The 22,462-nt window shown below is 63.5% G+C and carries 22 protein-coding genes; 12 read left to right on the forward strand and 10 right to left on the reverse strand.

Going from position 1 to position 22,462, the window contains the following annotated elements:
• The coding region (locus H1B27_RS09080; protein ID WP_197965826.1) for a transposase at positions 1-186 on the forward strand (186 nt) is incomplete at its 5' end.
• A gap of 112 nt (positions 187-298) precedes the next feature.
• On the opposite strand, the gene H1B27_RS09085 is transcribed toward H1B27_RS09080, so the two are convergent.
• The 3 genes from H1B27_RS09085 to H1B27_RS09095 form a co-directional block, all read right to left on the reverse strand.
• Positions 299-580, reverse strand: a complete 282-nt coding sequence (locus tag H1B27_RS09085; RefSeq protein WP_197965827.1) for a hypothetical protein — start codon at positions 578-580, stop codon at positions 299-301.
• 176 nt (positions 581-756) lie between these two features.
• Positions 757-1,071 carry a hypothetical protein gene (locus H1B27_RS09090; RefSeq protein ID WP_197965828.1) on the reverse strand — a complete coding sequence of 105 codons (315 nt, stop codon included), beginning with the start codon at positions 1,069-1,071 and terminating at the stop codon, positions 757-759.
• A gap of 445 nt (positions 1,072-1,516) precedes the next feature.
• Entirely contained in the window at positions 1,517-1,726 is a 210-nt protein-coding gene (locus tag H1B27_RS09095; protein WP_197965829.1) for a hypothetical protein, read from the reverse strand.
• Positions 1,727-2,339: 613 nt separating this feature from the next.
• Here H1B27_RS09095 and H1B27_RS09100 point away from each other — a divergent pair.
• From H1B27_RS09100 to H1B27_RS09120, 5 genes are all read left to right on the forward strand, one after another.
• Positions 2,340-3,566: a CHAT domain-containing protein gene (locus H1B27_RS09100; protein WP_197965830.1), complete on the forward strand. Its 1,227-nt coding sequence runs from the start codon at positions 2,340-2,342 to the stop codon at positions 3,564-3,566.
• 13 nt (positions 3,567-3,579) lie between these two features.
• Entirely contained in the window at positions 3,580-5,199 is a 1,620-nt protein-coding gene (locus H1B27_RS09105; RefSeq protein ID WP_197965831.1) for a hypothetical protein, read from the forward strand.
• An 85-nt stretch (positions 5,200-5,284) separates the two neighbouring features.
• Positions 5,285-8,626: a DUF7379 domain-containing protein gene (locus H1B27_RS09110; protein ID WP_197965832.1), complete on the forward strand. Its 3,342-nt coding sequence runs from the start codon at positions 5,285-5,287 to the stop codon at positions 8,624-8,626.
• A 203-nt stretch (positions 8,627-8,829) separates the two neighbouring features.
• Positions 8,830-9,504, forward strand: coding sequence for a response regulator (locus tag H1B27_RS09115; RefSeq protein WP_197965833.1), 675 nt, complete (start codon positions 8,830-8,832; stop codon positions 9,502-9,504).
• Between the two features lie 10 nt (positions 9,505-9,514).
• Positions 9,515-10,855: an ATP-binding protein gene (locus H1B27_RS09120; protein WP_376708978.1), complete on the forward strand. Its 1,341-nt coding sequence runs from the start codon at positions 9,515-9,517 to the stop codon at positions 10,853-10,855.
• A gap of 42 nt (positions 10,856-10,897) precedes the next feature.
• Here H1B27_RS09120 and H1B27_RS09125 read toward each other — a convergent pair whose 3' ends face one another.
• The 5 genes from H1B27_RS09125 to H1B27_RS09145 form a co-directional block, all read right to left on the reverse strand.
• A complete protein-coding gene (locus H1B27_RS09125; protein WP_061877735.1) occupies positions 10,898-12,553 on the reverse strand; it encodes a TRAP transporter large permease in 1,656 nt (551 codons plus the stop codon).
• Positions 12,554-12,579: 26 nt separating this feature from the next.
• A complete protein-coding gene (locus H1B27_RS09130) occupies positions 12,580-13,161 on the reverse strand; it encodes a TRAP transporter small permease subunit (RefSeq protein WP_061877734.1) in 582 nt (193 codons plus the stop codon).
• Between the two features lie 171 nt (positions 13,162-13,332).
• Positions 13,333-14,367: a GTP 3',8-cyclase MoaA gene (gene moaA / locus H1B27_RS09135; protein ID WP_197965835.1), complete on the reverse strand. Its 1,035-nt coding sequence runs from the start codon at positions 14,365-14,367 to the stop codon at positions 13,333-13,335.
• 108 nt (positions 14,368-14,475) lie between these two features.
• A complete protein-coding gene (locus tag H1B27_RS09140) occupies positions 14,476-14,946 on the reverse strand; it encodes a hypothetical protein (protein ID WP_197965836.1) in 471 nt (156 codons plus the stop codon).
• Positions 14,947-15,084: 138 nt separating this feature from the next.
• A complete protein-coding gene (locus H1B27_RS09145; protein ID WP_197965837.1) occupies positions 15,085-15,792 on the reverse strand; it encodes an HAD family hydrolase in 708 nt (235 codons plus the stop codon).
• Between the two features lie 155 nt (positions 15,793-15,947).
• Here H1B27_RS09145 and rpiA point away from each other — a divergent pair, with 155 nt between their 5' ends.
• From rpiA to gor, 3 genes are read left to right on the forward strand one after another with little or no spacing between them, the layout of a single operon-like run.
• The gene (gene rpiA, locus H1B27_RS09150; protein WP_197965838.1) at positions 15,948-16,667 is read left to right on the forward strand and encodes a ribose-5-phosphate isomerase RpiA; all 720 of its coding nucleotides are present in this window, start codon (positions 15,948-15,950) and stop codon (positions 16,665-16,667) included.
• Positions 16,664-17,212, forward strand: a complete 549-nt coding sequence (locus H1B27_RS09155) for a DUF2059 domain-containing protein (RefSeq protein ID WP_061877729.1) — start codon at positions 16,664-16,666, stop codon at positions 17,210-17,212. The genes rpiA and H1B27_RS09155 overlap by 4 nt, the downstream gene beginning before the upstream one ends.
• A gap of 46 nt (positions 17,213-17,258) precedes the next feature.
• On the forward strand, positions 17,259-18,647 hold the full coding sequence (gene gor / locus H1B27_RS09160) for a glutathione-disulfide reductase (RefSeq protein ID WP_197965839.1): 1,389 nt from the start codon (positions 17,259-17,261) through the stop codon (positions 18,645-18,647).
• Between the two features lie 161 nt (positions 18,648-18,808).
• On the opposite strand, the gene H1B27_RS09165 is transcribed toward gor, so the two are convergent.
• Positions 18,809-19,948, reverse strand: a complete 1,140-nt coding sequence (locus tag H1B27_RS09165; RefSeq protein WP_197965840.1) for a hypothetical protein — start codon at positions 19,946-19,948, stop codon at positions 18,809-18,811.
• A gap of 351 nt (positions 19,949-20,299) precedes the next feature.
• Positions 20,300-20,485, reverse strand: coding sequence for a hypothetical protein (locus H1B27_RS09170; RefSeq protein WP_061877727.1), 186 nt, complete (start codon positions 20,483-20,485; stop codon positions 20,300-20,302).
• A gap of 488 nt (positions 20,486-20,973) precedes the next feature.
• Between H1B27_RS09170 and H1B27_RS09175 the strand changes: the two genes are divergently transcribed.
• Genes H1B27_RS09175 through H1B27_RS09185 form a run of 3 tightly spaced genes read left to right on the forward strand, consistent with a single transcriptional unit; the run spans position 20,974 to position 22,447 of the window.
• Positions 20,974-21,447: a TerB family tellurite resistance protein gene (locus tag H1B27_RS09175; protein ID WP_197965841.1), complete on the forward strand. Its 474-nt coding sequence runs from the start codon at positions 20,974-20,976 to the stop codon at positions 21,445-21,447.
• A 2-nt stretch (positions 21,448-21,449) separates the two neighbouring features.
• Positions 21,450-21,812 carry a hypothetical protein gene (locus H1B27_RS09180; RefSeq protein WP_028181516.1) on the forward strand — a complete coding sequence of 121 codons (363 nt, stop codon included), beginning with the start codon at positions 21,450-21,452 and terminating at the stop codon, positions 21,810-21,812.
• Entirely contained in the window at positions 21,809-22,447 is a 639-nt protein-coding gene (locus tag H1B27_RS09185; protein WP_061877726.1) for a TerC family protein, read from the forward strand. Before H1B27_RS09180 ends, H1B27_RS09185 begins: the two co-directional genes overlap by 4 nt.
• Positions 22,448-22,462 lie beyond the last annotated feature (15 nt).

The following is a 22,462-nucleotide window of genomic DNA, read 5'->3' on the forward strand; positions in this document are numbered from 1 at the left end:
GAGCGGAAGAAGATTGAGATGCGGTTTGCACACCTGAAGCGCATTCTCAGGCTCGGTCGGCTTCGACTGCGTGGACCACGAGGCGCACAGGATGAGTTTGTTCTTGCTGCCATCGCGCAAAATCTGAGGCGCCTCGCGTCGCTCGTTGCACGACCTCCGCCCGCTCATGCTCTCTGCATCGCGTAGCGTAGGAGTTGCGTAGAGAGCGTCAGGGTCGGCGGATCAAAGCCGGTCCACTTTGCCCAATGGCCGAAGGGGCATTCGTCGGTTACAATGACTTTTGCAACAATATCGGCCATTAGCGGACTAAGTGGTCCTTTGGTATCAGCACCAGACCAAGCAACGGATCGGCCTGAAGATCGCCGAGGATGATGCCATACCCCCCGTAAGCGCGGGGGCAACCTTTGTACAAAAGTATCTTCACGGCGTCTGTCTTGATCGATCCCTTGATTACGCGATCAACGCGTGCGTTCAACAGCTCCCCTTGTAGACCACGCGCGTCGCTGATCTGCGTGCGATCATGTATGGTTGCTTCGATGATCTCGGATGCATCGATGTCGGCCGGGACCTGCTCGAACATGATGCTCCGTCCCACCAAGATGGAGCAGGCGGTCGCGCCGATGCATGTCACGCAATAGACCGCCAATGAGAGCGAGCATGTACGTATATGGGCAGGCAGTTCGTTGAACATCGCACGACAATGCCAACTCTCGGCGGGGTCTGCAACGGGCATGAGCAGACGTTCGCTGAGCCTGGTCAGGAATCAGGCCGCTCGTCGCTGCTGTGGAAGAAGTAGCCCTTGTACAAAAAATAGAGCACGCAGATGAAGAAGCCCTCAAAGAACAGGAGCGTGGCTATGAAGAGAGCTGGCTCTTCGGACGGAACAATCGTTCTGGTGAAGCCTAGTTTCTCCCAGCCGATTGTCAGGTGTCCGAATAGATATGGATACAACGGAACAGAAATCGCGCCTGTTGCAAGTCCTGCCATCGCAATGCACTTCTCCCAGAGCGGTCGGGCAGCCAGTCGCCTGAGGTTCTCTGTTCTAATTCTCTGGCGTTCAGTGTCGCTCATGAGCAAGACGCGGCTGTCGAGAATCCCAACGTTGGCAAGCCATCGTTTCCATCGCGACCAAGTTGCAAGCCGCTGAGCTTGGCTCTCTTCGGATCGCATTTTGCGCATAAGTGTATGTCGGTCTGCGTGACTATAGAAAAGCATACCTTATTGGCACGGACTTAAGAGATTGTTGTCCGAAACGATCGAACGCTAAGGTCTGCAACGGGTCATCAGCAGTAATGCTCTAACCGATCAGAAGATTTCCGCTCGGCCCTCAAGAGCCGGCTCGCTCTTATGAGGACCGCCCTGGCCGAACTGAGAACAGCCTTTCAGGAGCACTTATCAGGCCAGACTAAAGCGCGATGAGATTTGGATGAATCGTCATCGCATGATCTTTCCGGAAAACCGCTGCGCACTTTTCCGGATCATGCTTTAGCGGCAGCCGAGGTTGGTCTAGCCGCCGTCAGCGAACGACGCCGGCCGCGTCTTTCGTGCTTGGCATGAGCCAATCGAGTCCGAGCAGACCGGCCTCGAGGATAGCGACGGCGACAATGCCGCCGAGCCAGCCGAAAAAGATGATGGAAAAGGTGCCGAGCAGGATCGCGCAAAAGACGTCGGCGAGCACCTTGCAGATGCGGAAGTCTTGGTCTTGGCCAGAAGCGAAGTAAGGCATCGGGCTCCTCCCAGGCACTGATCCTCAGTCCTGGATTCAACCACGTGTAAAAGCGTATGTTCCGCGGGTCAATTCTTCGGCCGGCCGAAATCGAGTGGCGGTGGCAGCTCGATGCCCGGGATCTCGATCTTGATCTTGTCCAGGTCCACTTTCGTGGGCGCGCCGAGCAGCCCAGTCACCGCTATCGGGAATGCAATGACAACTGCCCTGTCGGTGCTGCGCCGGCAGATGGAGCCGCTGCCAGTCGTTCACAGTGATCACCAAAGCGAGAGGTGTGAAGCGGTTCACAGTCAGGTCGAGAGAAATTCGCTAGAAATGCCAGGAAGCTAGCGAGCTTTCCTTGATTGCGCCGACCGATGCCGTGCGGTGCGCCGCTGCGAGCAGGCCGCGCAGGCCAAGACGAAAGCCCGCCCGAACTCGGCGTGTGCGTCCTTGCCGGCAGAAAGCCGGCTGCCAAAATTTCGGGTTGCGGCCTCCATCGCTTCTCAGGTGCGGAGCGCGGGAATGCCGCGGTACGACGCCCGCCACATGCCGTGTGGGGCCTTGCTGGCCGCCAGGGACTTTCTTGCAAGGCGCCTTTTTGCGCTGACGGTGCGCGGCTGAGGATTGCGTCGTGGCGAAGGTCGTTTTCAATCTGACCATTGAAGATTGTGGCGAAGACCATTGCCGCATCGTTGCGGAATACAATTCGTCGAGCCGCGAGATCGAGGTCGAGAAGCTCAAGCCGAGTTTTCGCCAGAACCTGAGACCGCTGCAGGAAGCGATTCTCCAGAGCCCTGCCGCGCGCAGCGCCGAGGCGGCGCTACGCCCGCGAAGCCCGGATGCGGCCGCGGCAAATGGCGGCAATGAAGCAAGACCCGCCATCCGTGATGCCGCCGGAACTCTGATATCGGGATCGGACGAGCGAATTGTCCAGGAAATCGGCTCGCAACTCTTCGACTTCATCTTTCAGCGAAAGATCCTCGAACTCTATCAGGAATGTTTCCAGGCGGCGCGAAGAGACGACGAGCCGTTCCTGATCCGCTTGCGAGTCAGCGATCCCGCGCTCGCCTACGTGCCCTGGGAAACGATGTACGACAGGAAGCACCGTTTCTATGTGACGACATCCCAGAGCACACCGTTCACGCGGGCTGTCGACGACTATGGCGAAGAACGTCGGATGAGCGCGGCAAGGCCGATACGGGTGTTGGGCATGGCGGCGAGGGTCAAGGTTCTGAACGGATTCCCCCTGGATGAGATCGAGGTCGACGCCGAGCAGGTCGCGATCAAGAGGGCGCTGAACGAACTGAACGACGGCAAGAGACTGAAGCTGTCCTGGATTCCGTCGGCAAAGGCGCGCGATCTCAACCGTCGTTTCCTGAGGGGAGATGATGGCAAACGGTGGGATCTGTTTCACTTCATCGGTCACGGCGGACACGATCCGGATCGGCAGATGGGCTTCATCGTGGTGCAGGAAGAGGGCGGGTCGAGCGGGACTCGGCTGTACGCCGATACGTTGAGAGTGTTCCTCACCCAGCCCGGCCAAACGCCGAGCCTCGTCGTGCTGAACTCCTGCAGCGGAGCGCAATCCGACGGTTCCCTGTTCTCGAGCACCGCTGCCGAGCTCATTCAGGGCGGCGTCCCTGCGGTGATCGCCATGCAGTTCGAGATCAGCGACAACATGGGGCTCGCGTTCGCCGATACGTTTTACACTTATCTCGCCGACAACGTCTCGATTCAGGCCGCCCTGGCGCATACGAGGGCCGAATTGAAGGCGCGCCACTTCGCCGAATGGATTTCTCCGGTTCTCTACATGCGCGGCCTCGATGGTGAAATCTTCGTGGACCGGGCTGGACCCTAGCGGATGTTCATCAATGTACGGCTTTGACCCGTCCATCGTTGCTCTCGGCCTCGGTGCGATCGCGATCTGCATCGTCAGCGCGATCGACTTTCACGCTCCTTTCGAAACCGTGGAGATCCGCTATGCCGTGATGCGCGACCGCTACTATTTCGCGGTCCTCGCCTACGTCACGATCGCCGTGGTCTTCTATGTGTTCATGGTCATCCAAATCCGCTGGCTGACCAATCAGCTCTATCCCGGACGGGACGCCGGCCTGCTCGTTGCCGTACCGGCGACGATCGCATTCATGGTGCTGGCGCCGCACCTGCCGGTTCTATCCCGGGTGATCGGACTGCTGAGGACCATGATGCAGACGCTGGCGCGTTACCCGCAGGCCGTGGAGACCGTTATCGTGGCCATCGCGCGTTCGCCCATCCGGGTGACGGAGCGGGCAAAGCCGGAGTTGCAGCGCGAGCTCGAAGGATATGGCGTTCCCGCGAGGCTGATCGAGAAGGCGCTCAATCAGGATGACGAAGTGCTTGCCGCCGGTGCGACGGCCATGATCATGCAGGTTGCTTCGCTTCACACCAGTTTCGTCGATCTGCGCGGCAACCCGCGCTTCGAGAAGTTCTTCCGCGCGCGGAAAGCCGCTTTTGATGAGCTGGAGCGGCAGTATCGGCGCATGCTGCGACGGTCGGCGCGGGCCCTCCTGCTGACCGAAGACATCATGGTGTCGGATGTCGACGCGCGGGAGCTGGTGCTTGAGATCTCCGATTTCATTGCGGAAGAGTGTGAGGATTTGCGGGTCGCGTACCAGCGTCGTCTGGCCGAGGCGACCTTGTCGGTCGTCGACAGGCGCGATTCCCGGACGGAGCTGATATCCAGCTTCGGGTATCAGACCGTCCTGCCTCAGCCATTGCCGTTTGCACCCCTGGTGACGATCTTCGTCCTCGACTTCGCGGTCTCTGTCGCGCCGCTGTTCTTCCTCGATCTGCCGAAGAAGTTTGCGGTTGGTTCGCTGGCCGGAGGCCTCTCGTCCCTTGCGCACGCGGTAGCGCTGACGATCTCGATCTTCTTTGCAATCTATCCGAAGGCCGCGACGAATTTCGCGCGCCCCTCGCTATACGCGTTGCCCTGGAGCTCCTACGTGGTCTTCGGGGCGTGCTCGTATCTGGCGGGCAACTTCATACTATGGTTGACTTACAACACGATTCCGATCGCTGAAGGCTGGTTGGCGAAGAATCATCCGTTTGCGGCGAGCTCGCTGTTCTCCCTGATCTTCCTGGTCAACACGCTGGTCCTGAGCATTCTTCTCGACGTGCGGCTGAGGGCGGATCGGCTGGATTATCACGAGGCGAGACTGAAGGACGGCGCGGCCCATGCGGTGGTCATGGCATCGCTGATGTTCAGCCTTCTCGTCAGCTTCGTATTGGTGACCAGAGCCTTTGGTCTGGAAATGCCGAGCATCCCGTTGTCGTGGTACGCCGGCATCGTCGCGTCCTTCGGAATTCTCGGCTTCGTGGTCGGATATCTCGTGCCCTCGACGGCGGAAGCCTACATCGAATCCAACAAGATGATCCGGAAGTCGTCGGCGCTCGATGGCAATCTGCTCGGTTGGGCCGCGCCTGCGTCGCAGTCGACTGTCAAGCCTTGACCTCGCGCTGTCGGAGCGGCGCGCGACGTGCGCCCGCGGCATGTGAAGGACGTAACGAAGAACGCATCTGCACAGGGGGAAGGACATGGCTGCAATCGAGATAGCAAACGGGATCGTGGTTCAAAGTCCCGACGATGTCGAGGTCAGGCTGGTCCAGGGCAACGCTTCCCGCCGGGGATTGCGCCGCGTCTCCGCCAGCCAGATGAGGGGCGCTGATGACCTCAAGAGGGCGCTGTCGGCGTCCGACTTCACGATCGTGGCCGAAGTTGAAATGGCGCCGACGCGCCCAGGTACGCGCGCCCTGCGACGGGACGCGCAGACGCCGACGCAGATCGAGGTCGAGGTCGGCCCGTCCGAACGGGCGATGGTGCTGATCGAAGGGGCAGGCGGCGTTTATGCCTGGAGCTACCCGCAGCAGGTTGCCCGTCCATCGCGGCAACGCGGCGGTAGACAGGTTCTGGTGTTCCCGCTGACGGCCGAGACGAGCGGCACGCGTGGAATCTCCACGGCACGCGGCAAGCGTGGCCCGGTTCTCGATTGGGTCTCCGACAAGCTGATCGATCCGGTCCGCGCCTATGTGCTGAAGTTCGTCGCCAGAACGGCCGTTGATGCGGCGACCGACTATATCGAGGGAGACCGGGAGGAGGGGATCGTGATGATGACCGGGCTCGATCCGGCGGCATGGACCCCGTCCCGATCCGTGCGGCCGCGCTTGCCGCAAGGTCGCCCGCTCAAGATCCTGCTCATGGTGCACGGCACGTTCTCATCGACCGCGGGTGGCTTCGCGCAGCTTGCCGGTTCCGCGAGCGGAAAGGCATTTCTTTCGAGAGCCAACCAGCACTACGACGCCGTGCTCGGCTTCGACCACAAGACCCTGACCGCAACGCCCGGCCAGAATGCTGCCGCTCTTATTGCGGCGTTGCAGGAACTGGGAATTCCGGAAAGGTCGTCGATCGACGCGGTCGTCCACAGCCGCGGCGGACTTGTCTATCGCGTGGTGGAAAACCGGCTTGCGGAGCAACGACCGGACATCCGGCTCGGCAAGGCCATCTTTGTCGGCTGCACGAACGCCGGAACGCATCTTGCCGAGCCCGAGAACTGGGCGGCGATGATCGATCTCTACACCAACGGGATCATGGCCGGCGTCCGTGCGGTTTCGTACCTGGCGGGCGGGGCTGTGTTGAGTCCCATCGTGGCGCAGGGGATCAAGACTGTCGGTCGCTTCGTCCAGGCGTTTTCGGAAGTCGCCATCGACGAGCAAAGAGTGCCCGGACTTGCCGCGATGCGGCCCACGAGCGATCTCGTCAGGGAGTTGAACGGGGCGGCCGGTCCTCTCGACAGGCTCGCGACCTATTATGCGATCACTTCGAATTTCGTCGCGCAGGTCGAACCCAGCAAGGGGGTGACGAGGGAATTCGCCGAGTTCATTGCCGATCGCGTAACAAATCGTCTGTTCCAGCTCGACAACGATCTGGTGGTGGATACCTCGTCGATGACCTCGTTCGGGACCCGCGGCTCGCGCCTCGCCAGCGACGCGACCTTCGCCTTCGGCAATACGGACGACGTCTTTCACACCACTTACTTTGCGACGGATGTCGTTCCGTTGAAATTGAGTGAATGGCTGGGGGTTGGCGCAGCCCGCCTCGGCGAGCAATTTGACCTGCAGCGGACAGGATCGCGCCGGGCGACGCGGAGAGCGGCGTCCCCCTCCGAACACTCGCTGGGAGCTGTTTTGCCCTCGCCCCATCTGGAGAGCCTCGAAGCCGACTCGATGTCGGACACAACGACGCTGCGACGAGTGCCAACACGTGCGGCTCCTGCGGCTGCATCGCCCGTGCCGAGCCAGGCGTCCGTCGCAGCCGAGATGGTGCCCTTGGCACCTTCTCCTGATCCAAGAACCGCCGTCTGCTATTTTGCGGCAGAGATCGAGTCTCATCCGCCGCCCAGGAAGCCGGTCCCGCTGTTTGTCACGGTTTCGCGCGAGAGGATCCAGGCTGCGGAAACACAAACGTCCAACGCCTCGGATACCCCGGTCAACATCGATGCGTCCCGCGCCATCGTTGTCGAAGTCATCGCGCGCAGGAACTGCCGGGTCCTCGGCGAATCCAGCGCAGAGATCGACACGCCGCGGGAACGACGGGCGGAGGCGCTGCGGTTCGTCGTGGAAGGTACCGCAGAGGGCGCAGCGGACATCCTCGTCGAAGCGCGGCAGGGCCCGCGCATTCTGGCGTCCTTCACCTTGGCTCCCGTATTCGTCGATGCAGACAGCAAGACCTTGCGCCGGAGCCAGGTCGGATTGGCCATGGCGGCGCGCCCGAACGAGCCGGCGGTGCTGAGGATCTACGAGATCGTGGAGAGCGGCAAGGTGACGCTGCGCTTCGACCTTGCCTGCGTCGATCCCAATATCGCAGTTTCGGAATCGCGCACCCTTCCCGGCGGTTTCTCCCGCGACGTCTACGTTGCGGAGATCTTCAAGGGCATCGAGACGTCCTGGCTCGCGACCAACCGGTTGTATGACCAGTTCCTGTTGCGCCTGCAGGCAAACGGAATTGTCATGGCGAACGAGTTGTTGCCGGACAAGGTCCGCGAGGCGTTGTGGACCCATCGCGAGGCGATCCGCGCGATCCAGGTCATTTCGGAGGAGCCGTTCATTCCCTGGGAGCTGCTTTACATCAATGATCGGAAGTCCGGGCAGGCCGGCAAGGGCTTCCTCGCCGAATGGGGGCTGGTCCGCTGGCTGCACAGCACGCCATGGCCCGGTCCCAAACTTGCGATGCGCAGCGATCGCGTCAACTACGTGATCCCGGCCTATCTCGATCCCGCCCTGCGGCTCGAAGGCGCCGGTGCCGAACGCGAGATGCTGGCCAAGCTGTTCGGCAAACCCCGCGAGGTCCCGGCCGACAGCATCTCGGTGACGGGCTTCCTCCAGCACAATGCAAGGGAGTGCGACGTTCTGCACTTTGCCTGCCACGGCGAAGTGGCGCAGCGGGCGGTCATGACGGCCGACCTGTTGATGACGGGGTCCACGGTGGACGGCAGCTTTGCGCAGGATTCGCTATCGGCGGATCAGGTCAAGGCTTTTGCCCGCTTCGCGGAAAGCGGACCGAGACCAACCATTTTCATTAATGCCTGCCAGACCGGGCGCTCGGGACGCGGTATCGGTGGAGGTGTCGCCGGCTTTGTCGATGCGTTCCTGCGGCCATATTCCGAACTCGGCGCGGGCGCGCTGGTCGGAGCGCTCTGGTCGGTGGACGACAAGCTCGCCTACAGTTTTGCCGAGGCGTTCTATCGCTCGCTCAACGACGGAAACGTGCTGGTGGAAGCCGTCCGAACGGCGCGCGAGGCAGCCAAAAGCCGGAGGGAACTGACTTGGCTGGCCTATTCCGTGTACGGCAATCCGTTTGCGCGCGTCGAAGGCGACGCTTAGATCGAGCCGGGAGTAGTCGATCTAGCGGCCGGATGCCGGCCCGCCGTTCCAGGCCTCGTGAGGGCGGGTCCGATCGGCTTACACGAGCCTGACATCGGGGCGCTCGGCTCACCGCGCATTTTTTCGCTGGCCCAGCCGTCCGGAATGCTGGAAAAGAGCGGCGAAGATTTCGGCGCGAGCCGTGCGGTGACACCGGAATATCGATGCGCCTTCTGATCGTAGAGGACAATGCCGAGCTGTCGCGGCTCGTTGCTGGCGGGCTGGCCGCGGCCGGCTATGAGAGCGACATCGTCGGCAGCGCGGCCGAGGCGCGCGAGGCGGTGAGCAGCGTCAGCTATGCCGCGATGATCCTCGACCTCGGACTGCCCGACGACGACGGCCTGTCGGTGCTGCGCGAGTTGCGCCGGCAGATGGAGCCGCTGCCGGTCCTGGTGCTGACAGCCCGCGGCGGCTTGCAGGACCGCGTGACCGGCCTGCGCAGCGGCGCCGACGACTATCTCGCAAAGCCGTTTGCGATGGAGGAGCTGGTGGCGCGGCTGGAGGCCATCCTGCGCCGGCCCGGCCAGCTGCTCGGCCGCTCGCTCAGCCTCGCCAACCTCGTCTATGACACCGAGAGCCGGCAGATCTTCATCGACGACCAGCCGCGCATCATCTCCGCGCGCGAGAGCTCGGTGCTCGAGATCCTGCTGCGCCGGCAGGGGCGGGTGGTGCCGAAGAAGAACGTCGAGGACCACATCTTTGGGCTCGAAGGCGAAGTCGCCTCCAATGCGGTAGAAGTTTATGTCTCGCGGCTGCGCAAGCAGCTGGCTGAACACGGCGCCAGGGTGGTGATCCATACCATCCGCGGCGTCGGCTACCTCATGACCGCGGAGAAATAACGTGCCCGCGGTGGGGCATGCCAGATCGCTCACGTTCAAATCGCTGATCTCGCGTATCGTGTTCCTGCACATCGTCGCGGTCGCGGTGGTCGCGATCTTCCTGCCGCTGGTGCTGTTCTGGCTGCTCAATTCCGAGATCGCGCAGCTGCATCGCGATGCCATGCGCGCGCAGGCCGAGGTGCTGGCGGGGCACATCGTCACGCAGCCGGATGGCACGTTGAGCTTCAACCTCCCCGACAGCCTGAAGGGCCTCTATTCGGACGCTTACGGCCGATACCAGTTCGACATCCGCGATGCCGACGGCCGGCTGCTGTTCTCCTCGCACCGTCGCTCAGCCGCTGCGGCGCAATCACGCTTCTCCGAGACGATCTCCGGCGCAGGCGTCACCCGCGATATTGCCGGCAAGACGGTCCGCATCCAGGTTGCCGAGGACCTCGCGCACCGCGACGTCATCACCGACGACATCGTCTCGAACTTCTTCCGGCGGGTGGGTTGGATCACCATTCCGATCCTTCTGGTGCTGCTTGCCACCGACATCATCATCTTCCGCCGCGCGATTGCGCCGCTGTGGAGGGCCTCGGAGGAGGCCAGCAATATCGGTCCGGCGCGTACCGATATCCGCCTGCCGACGGCGCAGATCCCGCGCGAGATCATGCCGCTGGTCACCGCCGTGAACCAGGCGCTCGATCGCCTCGAGGGCGGCTTTCGCGTGCAGCGGCAGTTCACAGCGGACGCCGCGCATCAGCTGCGCACGCCGCTCGCGATCCTGCGCACCCGGATCGAGACGCTCGACGACCGCGCGGCACGGCAGGCGCTGCTTGCCGACATCGAGGCCATGAGCCGCCTCGTCGCCCAGTTGCTGGAGATCGCCGAGCTCGACACATTGGTGCTCGATCCCGGGGAGACCGCGGATTTGCGCGCGGTCTGCGCCGAGGTGGTCGGTTCGATCGCCCCGTTCGCGATCGCGCAGCACAAGGACATCGCTCTGAAGGGGACCGACGCGCCGGTCAGGATCCACGGTAACTCAGAGATGCTTCAGCGTGCGATCTTCAACCTCGCCGAAAACGCCATCAAATTCACCGCGAAGGACACCTGCGTCGAGGTCGAGGTGCGCGACGACGGTTCGGTGCGCGTGCGCGATTGCGGCCCGGGCATCGCGGAAGCCGAGCGCGAGCTGATCTTCCAGCGCTTCTGGCGCGCCGACCGCAGGCGAAGCGACGGCGCAGGCCTGGGACTCTCGATCGTGCGCGCGGTGGCGGACGATCACGAGGCCACGGTTGCGGTGGCAAACCTCCCCGGCGGCGGCGCGGAGTTCACGCTGCGGTTTCGGCCGGCGGAGAGGGCGGCGTGATCATCCTCCAGGGGAGGGGAGGAGGCGGCCCGCCATCCTTTGCTACTTCTGCGGCGGGCCGAGATCCAGCGGCGGCAGCTCGATTTGCGGTACCTCGATCTTGATCGTGTTGGGATCGATGTTCGACTGTACGCCCTTGTAGTGCATCACCATCGCGGGGAAGGCGATGACGAGACCGACCATGATGATCTGGATGACGACGAATGGGACCGCGCCCCAATAGATCTGGCCCGTGGTGACAGGGTCCATCCGCTTGCCGGTGAGGCGATCGGTGTATCGCTCCTTCGGCGCGACCGATCGCAGATAGAACAGCGCGAAGCCGAACGGCGGATGCATGAACGAGGTTTGCATGTTGACGCCGAGAATGACGCCGAACCAGATCAGGTCGATGCCGAGGTGCTCGGCGGCAGGTCCGAGCAGCGGGATCACGATGAAGGCCAGCTCGAAGAAGTCGAGGAAGAAGGCCAGCACGAAGACAAGCGCGTTGACGAAGATCAGGAAGCCGACCTGGCCGCCGGGCAGGGAGGTCAAGAGATGCTCGACCCAGACGTGGCCGTTGACGCCGTAGAATGTCAGCGAGAACACGCGGGCGCCGACCAGGATGAACACGACGAACGCCGACAGCTTGGCGGTCGATTCCGTGGCTTGCCGGATCAGGTCCCAGCTCAGCCGCCGCTTCGCGGCGCCGAGGAGGAGGGCGCCGGCGGCACCCATCGCGCCGCCCTCGGTCGGAGTCGCGATACCGATGAAGATCGTGCCCAGCACCAGGAAGATCAGGAACAGCGGCGGCACCATGACGAAGGTGGTCTGCTGCGCCATCTTCGAGAGGAAACGGAAACCGGTCAGCTTGTCGATCAGCCAGTTCACCACGGCGACAGCGAACGCGAAGACGATACCGTAGAACATGCTGAGCACGACGTAATCGGCGCCATGCGTCTCGGAATTGCGCATCATGAACCATCCGAACACGCAGCTCGCGAGGAACAGCATGCCGAGCGAGACCAGACCGCGGCCGCCGTCATCCTCGCGGAAGCCGATGGCCTCCTTCGGCAGGCCCGGCGCGGCCTTCGGGAAGATCATGCTGACCAGGAAGGCGTAGAGGGCGTAGAGGCCGGCGAGCACGAGGCCCGGAATGAAGGCGCCTTCGTACATGTCGCCGACCGACTTGCCGAGCTGGTCGGCCATGACGATCAGGACGAGCGAGGGCGGAATGATCTGGGCCAGCGTGCCGGATGCGGCGATGACGCCGGATGCCACGCGGCGGTCGTAGCCGTAGCGCAGCATGATCGGCAGCGAGATCAGACCCATCGAGATCACGGACGCCGCGACTACGCCCGTCGTCGCCGCGAGCAGCGCGCCGACGAAGATCACCGCATAGGCAAGGCCGCCGCGGATGGTACCGAACAATTGGCCGATGGTGTCGAGCAGGTCCTCGGCCATGCCCGAGCGCTCCAGCACCAGTCCCATGAAGGTGAAGAACGGGATGGCGAGCAACGTATCGTTGTTCATCACGCCGTAGACCCGCTCCGGGAGGGCCTGGAGGAAGTCGGGATGGAACTGGCCGAGCTCGACGCCAATGACGGCGAAGAACAGGCCGACGGCGCCGAGCGAGAATGCCGCGGGATAGCCGAGCAGCAGCACGACGACCAGCGACACGAACATGATGGGCGCCATATTGGCGATGATGAATGCGGTCATGATTTCCCCTAAACCGTCGCCAACCGCTACTTCTTCTCGATCGCTTCGACGAGATGCTCGACTTCCGCCTCGAGCGCCGACACCTGGGATTCATGCGGATCGGGGATCAGCCCGCGCATGACCGCAATTCGCTTGATCAGTTCGGAGATGCCTTGGACGAGGAGGAAAGCGAACCCGATCATGATCAGGGATTTGGTCGGCCATTGCGGCAGCCCGCCGGCATTGCCGGACTGCTCGCTGATGTGGAAGGAGCGCTGGAAGAACGGCACTCCGGTGATGATCATCACGATGCACAGCGGAATGAGGAAGAACAGGTGACCGACCACGTCGATCACGTTGCGAGCCTTCTTCGGCAGCGCGTTGTTCACGATGTCGATGCGAATGTGCTCGTTGTCGAGCAGCGTCCAGGGCGAGCAGAGCAGGAAGACGATGCTGAACAGCACCCATTGCAGCTCGAGCCATGAATTCGAGGACGTATCGAACGTCTTGCGGATGATTGCATTGACCGCCGAGATGATCACGGCGAGCACGATCAGCCACGCGAGACGTTTGCCCGTCCAGCGTGTGAACGCGTCGATCCCCTGGCTCAACTTAAGGAGCGCTTGCAACGATAGGTCCTCCCCCGATTTCACCCCAGCCGTCTTGATTACGCCGACGCGGCGCGCGGCTTGTCTCGCCGCAACGGCTTGAGGCAGCAGGCACCAAACCAGCGGGCGTGCCGGCAGTCAATTGGAAGTTTGTTGGTAGTTAAGGGGAATAAGGCCCGTAATCCGACGGTATCAGCCGCCGGTGACGCTCATGTGCCTGGACACGCTGGGGCGGTCGTGGCGGCGGTCGATGATGAAATCGTGCCCCTTGGGCTTCAGCCCGATGGCGCGGTCGATCGCATCCGCAAGCAGCAGGTCATCGCTCGATGCACGCAGAGGTTTGCGCAGATCGGAGGCGTCCTCGTGGCCGAGGCAGGTGTGCAGCGTCCCCGTGCAGGTGATGCGCACCCGGTTGCAGGATTCGCAGAAATTATGGGTCATCGGCGTGATGAAGCCGAGCTTGCCGCCGGTTTCCGCGACGCTGACATAGCGGGCCGGACCGCCGGTGCTCTCTAGCAGATCCGTCAGCGTGAATTGCTGGGCGAGGCGCGCGCGCACCAGCGATAGCGGCAGATACTGGTCGATCCGTCCCGATCCGATCTCGCCCATCGGCATGACCTCGATCAGCGTCAGGCCCATGCCCTTGCCGTGGGCCCAGCGCATCAGTTCGGGCAGTTCGTCCTCGTTGAGGTTCTTCAGGGCGACGGCGTTGATCTTCACCGCAAGCCCTGCGGCGCGCGCGGCCTCGATCCCCTCGAGCACCTTGTCGATCTCGCCCCAGCGCGTGATCTCGCGAAACTTCCTGGGGTCGAGCGTGTCGAGGGAGACGTTGATGCGGCGGACGCCGCAATCGGCGAGCTCGCGCGCGTGCTTTGCAAGCTGGGTGCCGTTGGTGGTCAGCGTCAGTTCGTTCAGTGCGCCGGTCGAAAGATGCCGCGATAGCGAGCGCACCAGCGTCATCACGTTGCGGCGGACCAGCGGCTCGCCGCCGGTGAGCCGCAGCTTCTTCACACCCTTGGCGATGAAGGCCGTGCAGAGCCGGTCGAGTTCCTCCAGCGTCAGGAGGTCCGCCTTGGGCAGGAACGTCATGTCTTCCGACATGCAGTAGAAGCAGCGCAGATCGCAGCGGTCGGTGACCGAGACACGCAGATAGCTGATGGTCCGCCCGAACGGATCGGTCATCGCGCCCGACAGCGCGGCACGGGGGCTCGCAGAAAGTCCGTTCATACCAAATGCCTTGTCACTTACGGCGACGGGCGCACCTTTGCTTCAGCGGTGCCGAGAAAGCAATCTAAGCATCGGACGCGGCTAGGACAATCCGGTGGTATAGGCAGATCAGCGCTTGTCCGCATTCGGATCGGGGAACGGCGAGGCCGCTGCGGGCGCTGCATCGGCCGGTGCTGCGGCAGGCGCGGCTGGTTTGGGCTTTTTCGGCCGGTGCGGCTTGCGGACCGGTTTCGGCGGCACCGCCGGCTGGAGTTCCGCAAACACCGGATTCGGATCGGTGGTGACGGAGGCGGGTGTGGTGAAGTCGCCGGGATTCTTGACCAAGTTCACCGGGACGCTCGCCGGCTGGTATTTGGGCAGGGCGAAAGCGACCGTGAAAGGCGCATCGGGCGCGGGAACCGAGACCGAGCAGGGGGTTTTGCAGCCCTGACCGAGTGAGGTGGTGGCGTCAGCACCGGCCGGATTGGATTCGAGCCTGACCAGGACGGTCGGCGGTGCTGATCTGAACATGTCCCAGGACATCGAGGAGCAGCCACCCAGGCTCGCCCCTGCTAACGCAATCGCGATGACACGACGCATGAACCATCCACTTCTATTGCGACAAACCGCCACATCCCCGGGGCGACCTTAGGAGTGTCGTTTGGGGCAGGCAATTGGCGCGCTGTGCATAGGTAGTTGATGGTTAACGCAGGGCGTCGCGAGAATAATCTAGTTGTATCAGCCGGTTGCGACGGGTGAAGCCGTCATCAGGCTGATGGCGGCCGCCGGCAGATCGCGCATGTGATGGATCAGCCGGTCCGGCTTCAATTCGGCGATCGGCACGTCGGTGTAGCCGAAGCTGACCCCGATCACGGGCACTCCGGCGCGCCGGGCGACCCCGACGTCGGTGCCGGCATCGCCGACCATGATGCTGGCCTTCACGTCTCCGCCGGCCCGGGCCACGGTCTCGCGGAAAATGATCGGATCGGGCTTCTGGACACCAAAAGTGTCCGCCCCGCAGATCGCCGCAAAACGGCGGCTGAGGTCGAGCTGGTCGAGCAGCCGCTTCGACAGCCATTCCAGCTTGTTGGTGCAGACCGCGAGGCGATGGCCTCGTGCCGCGAACTGGTCGAGTGCGGCCTCGAGCCCCTCAAAGGGGCGGGATTCGACCGCGATATGGTCGGCGTAATAGGCAATGAAATCCGCGGTCATCCGGTCCATGTCTTTGGGGGTGACGGTGCGGCCCTCGGCCTCCAGCCCGCGCTCGATCAGCTTGCGGGCGCCGGCGCCGATCATGTTGCGGGCGGAGGCCATCGGCACGGGCGGCAGGCCTTCGCGGTCGAGCACGTAGTTCAGCGCGGTGATCAGGTCGGGCGCCGTATCCACAAGCGTGCCGTCGAGATCGAAGACGATGGTGTGAGGGCAAGTCTCTTTGAAGGAGGTCATGGTCCAAGCGCTACCGGCCCGGTCGCATCCGCGCAAGGGGCGGGCCCATAAGATCACCTTATAGGCCTGTTCCCGCGAGGAAAACGAGGCTACATAGGCCGCCGAAAGCGGCCGCGATCGGCGGCTCATCCTCCGAATCCAGGGCGGGCGCACACGTGAACATGGACCAGTTGAAGCGGCAGGCTGCTGCGCGCGCCCTCGAGGAGGTGCGCGACGGCATGCAGCTCGGGCTCGGCACCGGCTCGACGGCCAAACATTTCGTCGAGCTGCTCGGCGAGCGCGTCGCCGCCGGGCTCAAGGTGATCGGCGTACCGACCTCCGAAGCCACGCGCGCTGATGCGGAACGTTGCGGCGTGCCGCTGACGACATTGGATGAGATCGACCATCTCGACATCACCGTTGACGGCGCCGACGAGATCGATCCCGACCTCAATCTGATCAAGGGCGGCGGCGGTGCGCTGCTGCGCGAGAAGATCGTGGCGGCCGCCTCGGATCGCATGATCGTGATTGCGGACGACACCAAATGGGTGCCGACGCTCGGCAAGTTTCCGCTGCCGGTCGAGGTTATCCCGTTCGGGCTCGGAGCGACGCGCCGCGCGATCGAAAAGGCATTTGCCGAATGCGGCGTTTCCGGGCAAATGGCGGTCCGCAAGGACAAGGGCGGCCACGTTTTCGTCACCGATGGCGGCCACTGGATCGTCGATGCCCAGCTCGGACGTATTGTGAATCCCCCCGGTCTCGCCAAGGCGTTGAGCGCCATCCCCGGGGTGGTCGAGCATGGTTTGTTCATCGGCTTGGCCAGCTCGGCCGTTCTGGCGGGCGGCGAAGGAATTCGCGTGATTGAACGGCGCAAGCCGAAAGGAGACCAGGAATGAAGGACGTGTTGAAATTCTTGCCGGCCGCGACTCTCGCTGTGGGACTGGCCCTGTCGGCCGCCCCGGCCATGGCGCAGCAGCCGGCGCCAGCCCCCAAGGCCGCCGCGGCACCGGCTCAGCCGAAATCCTCGCCGGCGGCTATCGCAGCGGCGAAGGAGATCCTGCAGATCAAGAACGCCACGGCGATGTATCAGGGCGCCGTGCCCGGCCTCGTCGAGAAGACCAAGATCGCGCTGACGCAGCAGAACCTCAACTACCAGAAGGACCTCAACGAGGTCGCGCCGATCGTGGCCCAGCAGCTCGCCGGCCGCCAGAACGAGATCGGCGAAGGCATGGCCCAGATCTATGCCAGCGAGTTCACCGAGCAGGAGCTGAAGGATCTCGTCACCTTCTACAAGTCGCCGCTGGGCAAGAAGCTGATCGAGGCCGAGCCGCGCGCCATCGGGCTCAGCATGGCCTTCATGAACTCCTGGGCCCAGAACTTCGCCGACACCGTGATGGGCGCCTTCCGCGCCGAGATGCGCAAGCGTGGCAAGGAGATCTGATCGATCCTATTTGATCAGAGATTGTTGAAAGAGGTCGGAGTGGACCATGGCTGAATTCGACGTCGACCTCTTCGTCATCGGTGGTGGTTCGGGCGGCGTGCGTGCCGCCCGGATCGCAGCCGCGCACGGCGCCCGCGTGATGATCGCGGAAGAGTATCGCATGGGCGGCACCTGCGTGATCCGCGGCTGCGTGCCGAAGAAGCTGTTCGTGATCGGCTCGCATTTTCGTCAGGACATCGAGGACGCCGCGGGTTTCGGCTGGACCGTTCCGCCGGCCGGCTTCGACTGGCCGACGCTGATCGCCAACAAGGACAAGGAGATCGCGCGGCTGGAGGCGGCCTATACGACGAACGTCGAGAAGTCGGGCGCGCAGATCGTCAAGAGCCGCGCGGTGATCGAGGACAAGCACACCGTCCGCCTGCTCGAGAACGACAGGAAGATCACCGCAAAATACATCCTGATCGCTACCGGCGGCGCGCCCAACCATGGCGCCGCGATTCCCGGCATCGAGCACGTGATCTCCTCCAACGAGGCGTTCCACCTGAAGGAGCTGCCGAAGCGGATCGTGATCCAGGGCGGCGGCTACATCGCGCTGGAATTCGCCGGCATCTTCGCCGGCTTCGGCTCCGACGTCACCGTGATCTATCGCGGCGACAACATCCTTCGCGGCTTTGACGAGGATGTCCGGACCCATGTCCGCGGCGAGATGGAGAAGCAGGGCATCACCATTCTCACCGGCTGCACGGTGACCAAGGTCGATCGCCATGGCGAGAGCTTCACCACCCATCTGTCGAACGGATCGAGCATCGGCTCCGACCAGGTGATGTTCGCCATCGGCCGCCATCCCAACGTCGCCAATCTCGGGCTGGAGAAGGCCGGCGTCGCCATCAACCCGAACAATGGCGGCATCGCCGTCGACCATTTCTCCAGGAGCTCGGTCGACAGCATCTATGCGATCGGCGACGTCACCCACCGCTTCAACCTGACGCCGGTCGCGATCCGCGAGGGCCATGCCTTCGCCGACACCGTGTTCGGCAAGCGCGAGGTCAGGGTCGATCACGCCAATATCCCGACCGCCGTGTTCTCGCAGCCGGAGGTCGGCACGGTTGGCCTGACGGAAACCGAGGCGCGTGCGCAATTCAACCACGTCGACATCTACAAGACGATGTTCCGGCCCATCAAGGCTACGATGTCGGGCCGCGATACCCGCGTGCTGATGAAGCTCGTCGTCGATGGCGCGACTGATCGCGTGCTCGGCTGCCACATCGTGGGCGATGCCGCCGCCGAGATCACGCAAGCTGTCGCAATCGCGGTGAAGATGAAGGCGACCAAGGCGGATTTCGACGCGACCATCGCGCTGCATCCGACCGCGGCCGAAGAGCTCGTCACGATGCGCACGCCAACCGCGCGCCACGTGCGTCAGGCGGCGGAGTAGGGGGAGGTTGCCGGACGAGCCGGGCCTGCATGGTTCGAGACGCCCGCTGTGGCGGGGCTCCTCACCATGAGGGTCTAAGATTTCGCCACAAAACACGACCTCATCCTGAGGGCCCGCCGCAGGCGGGCGTCTCGAAGGATGGCCGCAAACGAGATATGCGCCTACCCGTACAGATACCCGACCGGCTTGCCTTCGGTGCGCAGGGGGCGGACGTCCTTGTGGGTGATGATCTGACCGGCGAGGCCGTCGATCTCGTCACGCTGCGTCGGCGTCCAGCTGCGCAGCTCGTTCATGCCCTTGAGCAGGCCGAGCCGCAGCACCTGGGTGTTTTCGCCGACAGCCGTGAGGCTGACGGAATCCCTGCCCGCCGTCACCACGTCGCCGGCTGACAGCTCGAAGCTCTCGCCGGTCTTTCTCTTGAACTCGGCCGTGCCGCGAATGACGCGATAGATCACCACCTCACCCTTCGCAAAACAGGTCGCGTCCGCCGCGGCAGAGGTGCTCTTCGGCAAGAGTGCGTGGCCACGCGGGTCGGTCGCGATGATGTGGCCCGTGACGAGATGCCCGCTCGGAATCTCGATGCCGATATCGCGCACGTAAACCGGCATCGCCGATCTGACAGAACCGTCGGTGAGCGGCTTGAACAGTGCGTCGAGCGCCAGGGGATCCTGAAGCCAGAAGCCGGCATCGGCCGGGCGGTCATGCAGCGGATGGCTCCAGGCCACGCGCGGCGTTTCGTCCTCATTGATCTGATCCGGACCGACGATGGTCGGATTCGGAAAGGCGGTGGGATCGGTGATGAAGGCTTCGAGGAATTTGCCGGAATAGCCCATCGAGATCGGATCCGGCACCACCGTCTGCGGCGTCTTCAAATTCTCTTCGGTCGACAGGCCCGACCAGGTGTAGAACAGCTGGCGATGCACGATCGCGCTTTGCAGCATCACCGCGCCCGGGCCGACATTGTACCAGCGGCCGTCATAGTCGAAGGTGAACGCGCCAGAAGTGACCAGCACGAGCTGAAAGCCGCCCGGCGGAAGATGAAGATGGAAATCGGTGGGCCCGGTGTCGGGCCGGTAGATCGGCAGATTGGTCGCGACCTCGTGCAGCAGGAAGGTCTCGTTGTTGGCGTGAAAGCCTTCATTGGCGCGGTTGTAGAGGGCCTGCGGCCGGTACGTCGCCTCGAATTTCGCATCCCGGTCGCGATCGATCGCCACGAAGTCCTGGTCGTTGAGACGCAGCCGCGCGCCGTTCGGATGGGTGAGACCGGTGAATTTGAGATCTCCGGCAGCATGCACGTTCATGGCATTCTCCGATCTGGGGCCGTCCATCCCGGAGCTGGGCGCACGCAACTTTCCGCTCTCTATCGTGGGCGGGCAGGGAATTGGGCCAAAGGCTGTCTTGCGAATTTTGGGCCATTCGGCGCACGGTGCGCGCGCAGGCTCGCCGTTTGCGGGCGGCGCGCCAGAAAAGCGAGATTGGACTGAAGGTTAGACAGCGGGTTCGCCAACCTGCCTGACCTCTCCGCGCAGGTCCGCAAGTTCGGTGGAGCGACCTGTCTTGTCTAATTTGTCGGCAGGTCCTGCAGGCGCATGCAGCCGTGCAGCTCGCGGCGACAACAGGCAAATGCCCGGCGGCTCAGTGTCTCAAGCCGTTCATTCGAACGACTGACGGACGCTCCGCTCGGGCTTGCCGAACGGGCTATCCGCCCACTTCGCCATGTCCAGAGCGCGGGCGTCGAGGCCTTCGCACCAGAGACAGCTCGGTTCCACGCGGCCTTTGGCCGTCAGAATCGGGACGAGGGCATGGCCGCAGCCGGTGCAGGATGTGGTGCGATTCATGCGCTTCTCCGCGCTCATCGGATTCAAGGACGACATCTTCGCTGCCGAAGCTTGCGCGAGCGCTAGGGCGGCGCAGACGCTCGTTCCCGAGATGCAAATGTAGCGATCAATCGTGACAGAGTTGCGATGTCGTCGCCGCTTTCGCGATAGGAGGAGCGTATCGCCTTCCGGATCCCGGCTCTGCGCCACAACGCGAAGAGCGTTGCCGCGCGCCCGGGCCGCGGTTTCATCGCTATGGAACCGATGCGGCGGCTGGTCGCAGTCATGTTGGCTTGATTCCGACAGAGCTGCCTTTATCTCTGGGCAGAACAAGAATCCGGGCCCCTCTGGCGAGGACGCCGACCATGTCGGCAAACCTCGCGATGTCGGATGACCTGTCCCGCGCGAATGCGATGGATCGGCCGATCGTCGGGCCTTTGTTCGTTCTCTCCGACTATTCGTCCCGATCGCAGCTCCGTGCGGCCATTTCGCAAGTTAAGGGAGCTACGATGTCTGACGCCAGAACTTCAAGTCCGATGGAAATCGAGGTCACGGAGCCGTCGAGCCTGAACGAACAGGCGGCGGTCGCGTTGGTGATCGTGGGCGCGCTGGTTGCGGTTGCCGACCGGCGCGTCTCGCCGGTCGAGCGCGACGAGGTGATCTGTTTCATCAGGGACCGCAAGCTGGCGCCGCACATTTCGGACGAACGGCTCTATGCGATGTTCGATGAACTCGCCGAACGGCTCGAGGAGCCGGATTTTGCAAACGTCGTGATCGACACGCTGCGGCCGGTTTCGAATCTGCCGCTCTCGTCCCATTTGATCGAGCTGTCGGAGCGCGTTGCTGCCGCAGATGAGGACGTCCATCCCCACGAAGTCCAGGCGATCAAGTTGTTGCGCTTGCTGACGCTGGTGCTGCCGCGCGCGAAGCCGGTCGTGCCCAGTGCAGCGGACGCCACGCTCCAGGCCGCCCCGAAGGAGTAAGCATGAGCACAGTTTCGGACGAGCGCACCACCGAAGCCGTGGGCACCACCGGCGAGATCGCCGGTGGAGACCCGCGGCTGGCCAAGCTCGTCGATCGCCTGCCGGGGCGCATGGGCGACACCTTCACCTATCTGCTCAAGCCGTCCAGCCGCTGGGTCAGGATCCCCTCGGGCACGCTGCTGGTCGCCGGCGGCGTGCTCTCCTTCCTGCCGCTGCTCGGCGTCTGGATGCTGCCGCTCGGCCTCGCGCTGCTCGCCGAGGACGTGCCGGCGCTGCGCTCCTCCCGTTCGAAGGTCTTCGACTGGATCGAACGCCGCAAGCCGCATTGGCTCGATCCGTCGACATCGAAGAATGATCAAACATGACTGAATTCATCACCGCCGAGGCGCTGGCCGCGCTATTTCAAGTCGTCCTGATCGATCTCGTGCTCGCCGGCGACAACGCCGTCGTCATCGGCCTCGCCGCGGCGGGCCTGCCGGCCGGACAGCGCCGCCGCGCCATCATCGTCGGCATCGCCGCCGCCACCGTGCTGCGCATCGCCTTCGCCGGCGTTGCGACCCAGCTCCTGCAGGTCATCGGGCTGCTGCTCGCCGGCGGCGTGCTGCTGCTCTGGGTCTGCTGGAAGATGTGGCGCGAGCTGCGTGAGCAGGCCACGCATTCGGAGCAGCTCGCGTTCAGCCATGGCGGCGGCGCGGATGCCGCGCCGGCACAGCGAAAGACCTTCGGCCAGGCGGCGGTGCAGATCGTCGCCGCCGACGTCTCGATGTCGCTCGACAATGTGCTCGCGGTCGCGGGTGCCGCGCGCGAGCATCCCTACATCCTCGCCTTCGGCCTGTTGCTGTCCGTCGCGATGATGGGTGTCGCCGCCGATCTGCTCGGCCGCGTGCTCCAGAAGCAGCGCTGGGTCGCCTATGTCGGCCTCGCCATCATCATTTACGTCGCTTTCGAGATGATCTATCGGGGCTCGCTCGAGCTCGCACCCGTCATCGCGAGTCTCTGAGGCGCATGCTGCTTG

This window comes from Bradyrhizobium diversitatis, from assembly GCF_016031635.1.
Classification (GTDB): domain Bacteria; phylum Pseudomonadota; class Alphaproteobacteria; order Rhizobiales; family Xanthobacteraceae; genus Bradyrhizobium; species Bradyrhizobium diversitatis.

Excerpts from the sequence above, each read along its gene's own strand:
- H1B27_RS09185 (WP_061877726.1), top strand. The coding sequence starts at position 21,809 with ATGACTGAATTCATCACCGCCGAGGCGCTGGCCGCGCTATTTCAAGTC.
- H1B27_RS09125 (WP_061877735.1), bottom strand. The coding sequence starts at position 12,553 with ATGACCGCATTCATCATCGCCAATATGGCGCCCATCATGTTCGTGTCG.
- H1B27_RS09110 (WP_197965832.1), top strand. The coding sequence starts at position 5,285 with ATGGCTGCAATCGAGATAGCAAACGGGATCGTGGTTCAAAGTCCCGAC.
- H1B27_RS09145 (WP_197965837.1), bottom strand. The coding sequence starts at position 15,792 with ATGACCTCCTTCAAAGAGACTTGCCCTCACACCATCGTCTTCGATCTC.
- H1B27_RS09165 (WP_197965840.1), bottom strand. The coding sequence starts at position 19,948 with ATGAACGTGCATGCTGCCGGAGATCTCAAATTCACCGGTCTCACCCAT.
- H1B27_RS09170 (WP_061877727.1), bottom strand. The coding sequence starts at position 20,485 with ATGAATCGCACCACATCCTGCACCGGCTGCGGCCATGCCCTCGTCCCG.
- H1B27_RS09175 (WP_197965841.1), top strand. The coding sequence starts at position 20,974 with ATGTCTGACGCCAGAACTTCAAGTCCGATGGAAATCGAGGTCACGGAG.
- H1B27_RS09180 (WP_028181516.1), top strand. The coding sequence starts at position 21,450 with ATGAGCACAGTTTCGGACGAGCGCACCACCGAAGCCGTGGGCACCACC.
- H1B27_RS09155 (WP_061877729.1), top strand. The coding sequence starts at position 16,664 with ATGAAGGACGTGTTGAAATTCTTGCCGGCCGCGACTCTCGCTGTGGGA.
- gor (WP_197965839.1), top strand. The coding sequence starts at position 17,259 with ATGGCTGAATTCGACGTCGACCTCTTCGTCATCGGTGGTGGTTCGGGC.
- moaA (WP_197965835.1), bottom strand. The coding sequence starts at position 14,367 with ATGAACGGACTTTCTGCGAGCCCCCGTGCCGCGCTGTCGGGCGCGATG.
- H1B27_RS09090 (WP_197965828.1), bottom strand. The coding sequence starts at position 1,071 with ATGAGCGACACTGAACGCCAGAGAATTAGAACAGAGAACCTCAGGCGA.
- H1B27_RS09140 (WP_197965836.1), bottom strand. The coding sequence starts at position 14,946 with ATGCGTCGTGTCATCGCGATTGCGTTAGCAGGGGCGAGCCTGGGTGGC.
- H1B27_RS09095 (WP_197965829.1), bottom strand. The coding sequence starts at position 1,726 with ATGCCTTACTTCGCTTCTGGCCAAGACCAAGACTTCCGCATCTGCAAG.
- H1B27_RS09105 (WP_197965831.1), top strand. The coding sequence starts at position 3,580 with ATGTACGGCTTTGACCCGTCCATCGTTGCTCTCGGCCTCGGTGCGATC.
- H1B27_RS09085 (WP_197965827.1), bottom strand. The coding sequence starts at position 580 with ATGTTCGAGCAGGTCCCGGCCGACATCGATGCATCCGAGATCATCGAA.
- H1B27_RS09115 (WP_197965833.1), top strand. The coding sequence starts at position 8,830 with ATGCGCCTTCTGATCGTAGAGGACAATGCCGAGCTGTCGCGGCTCGTT.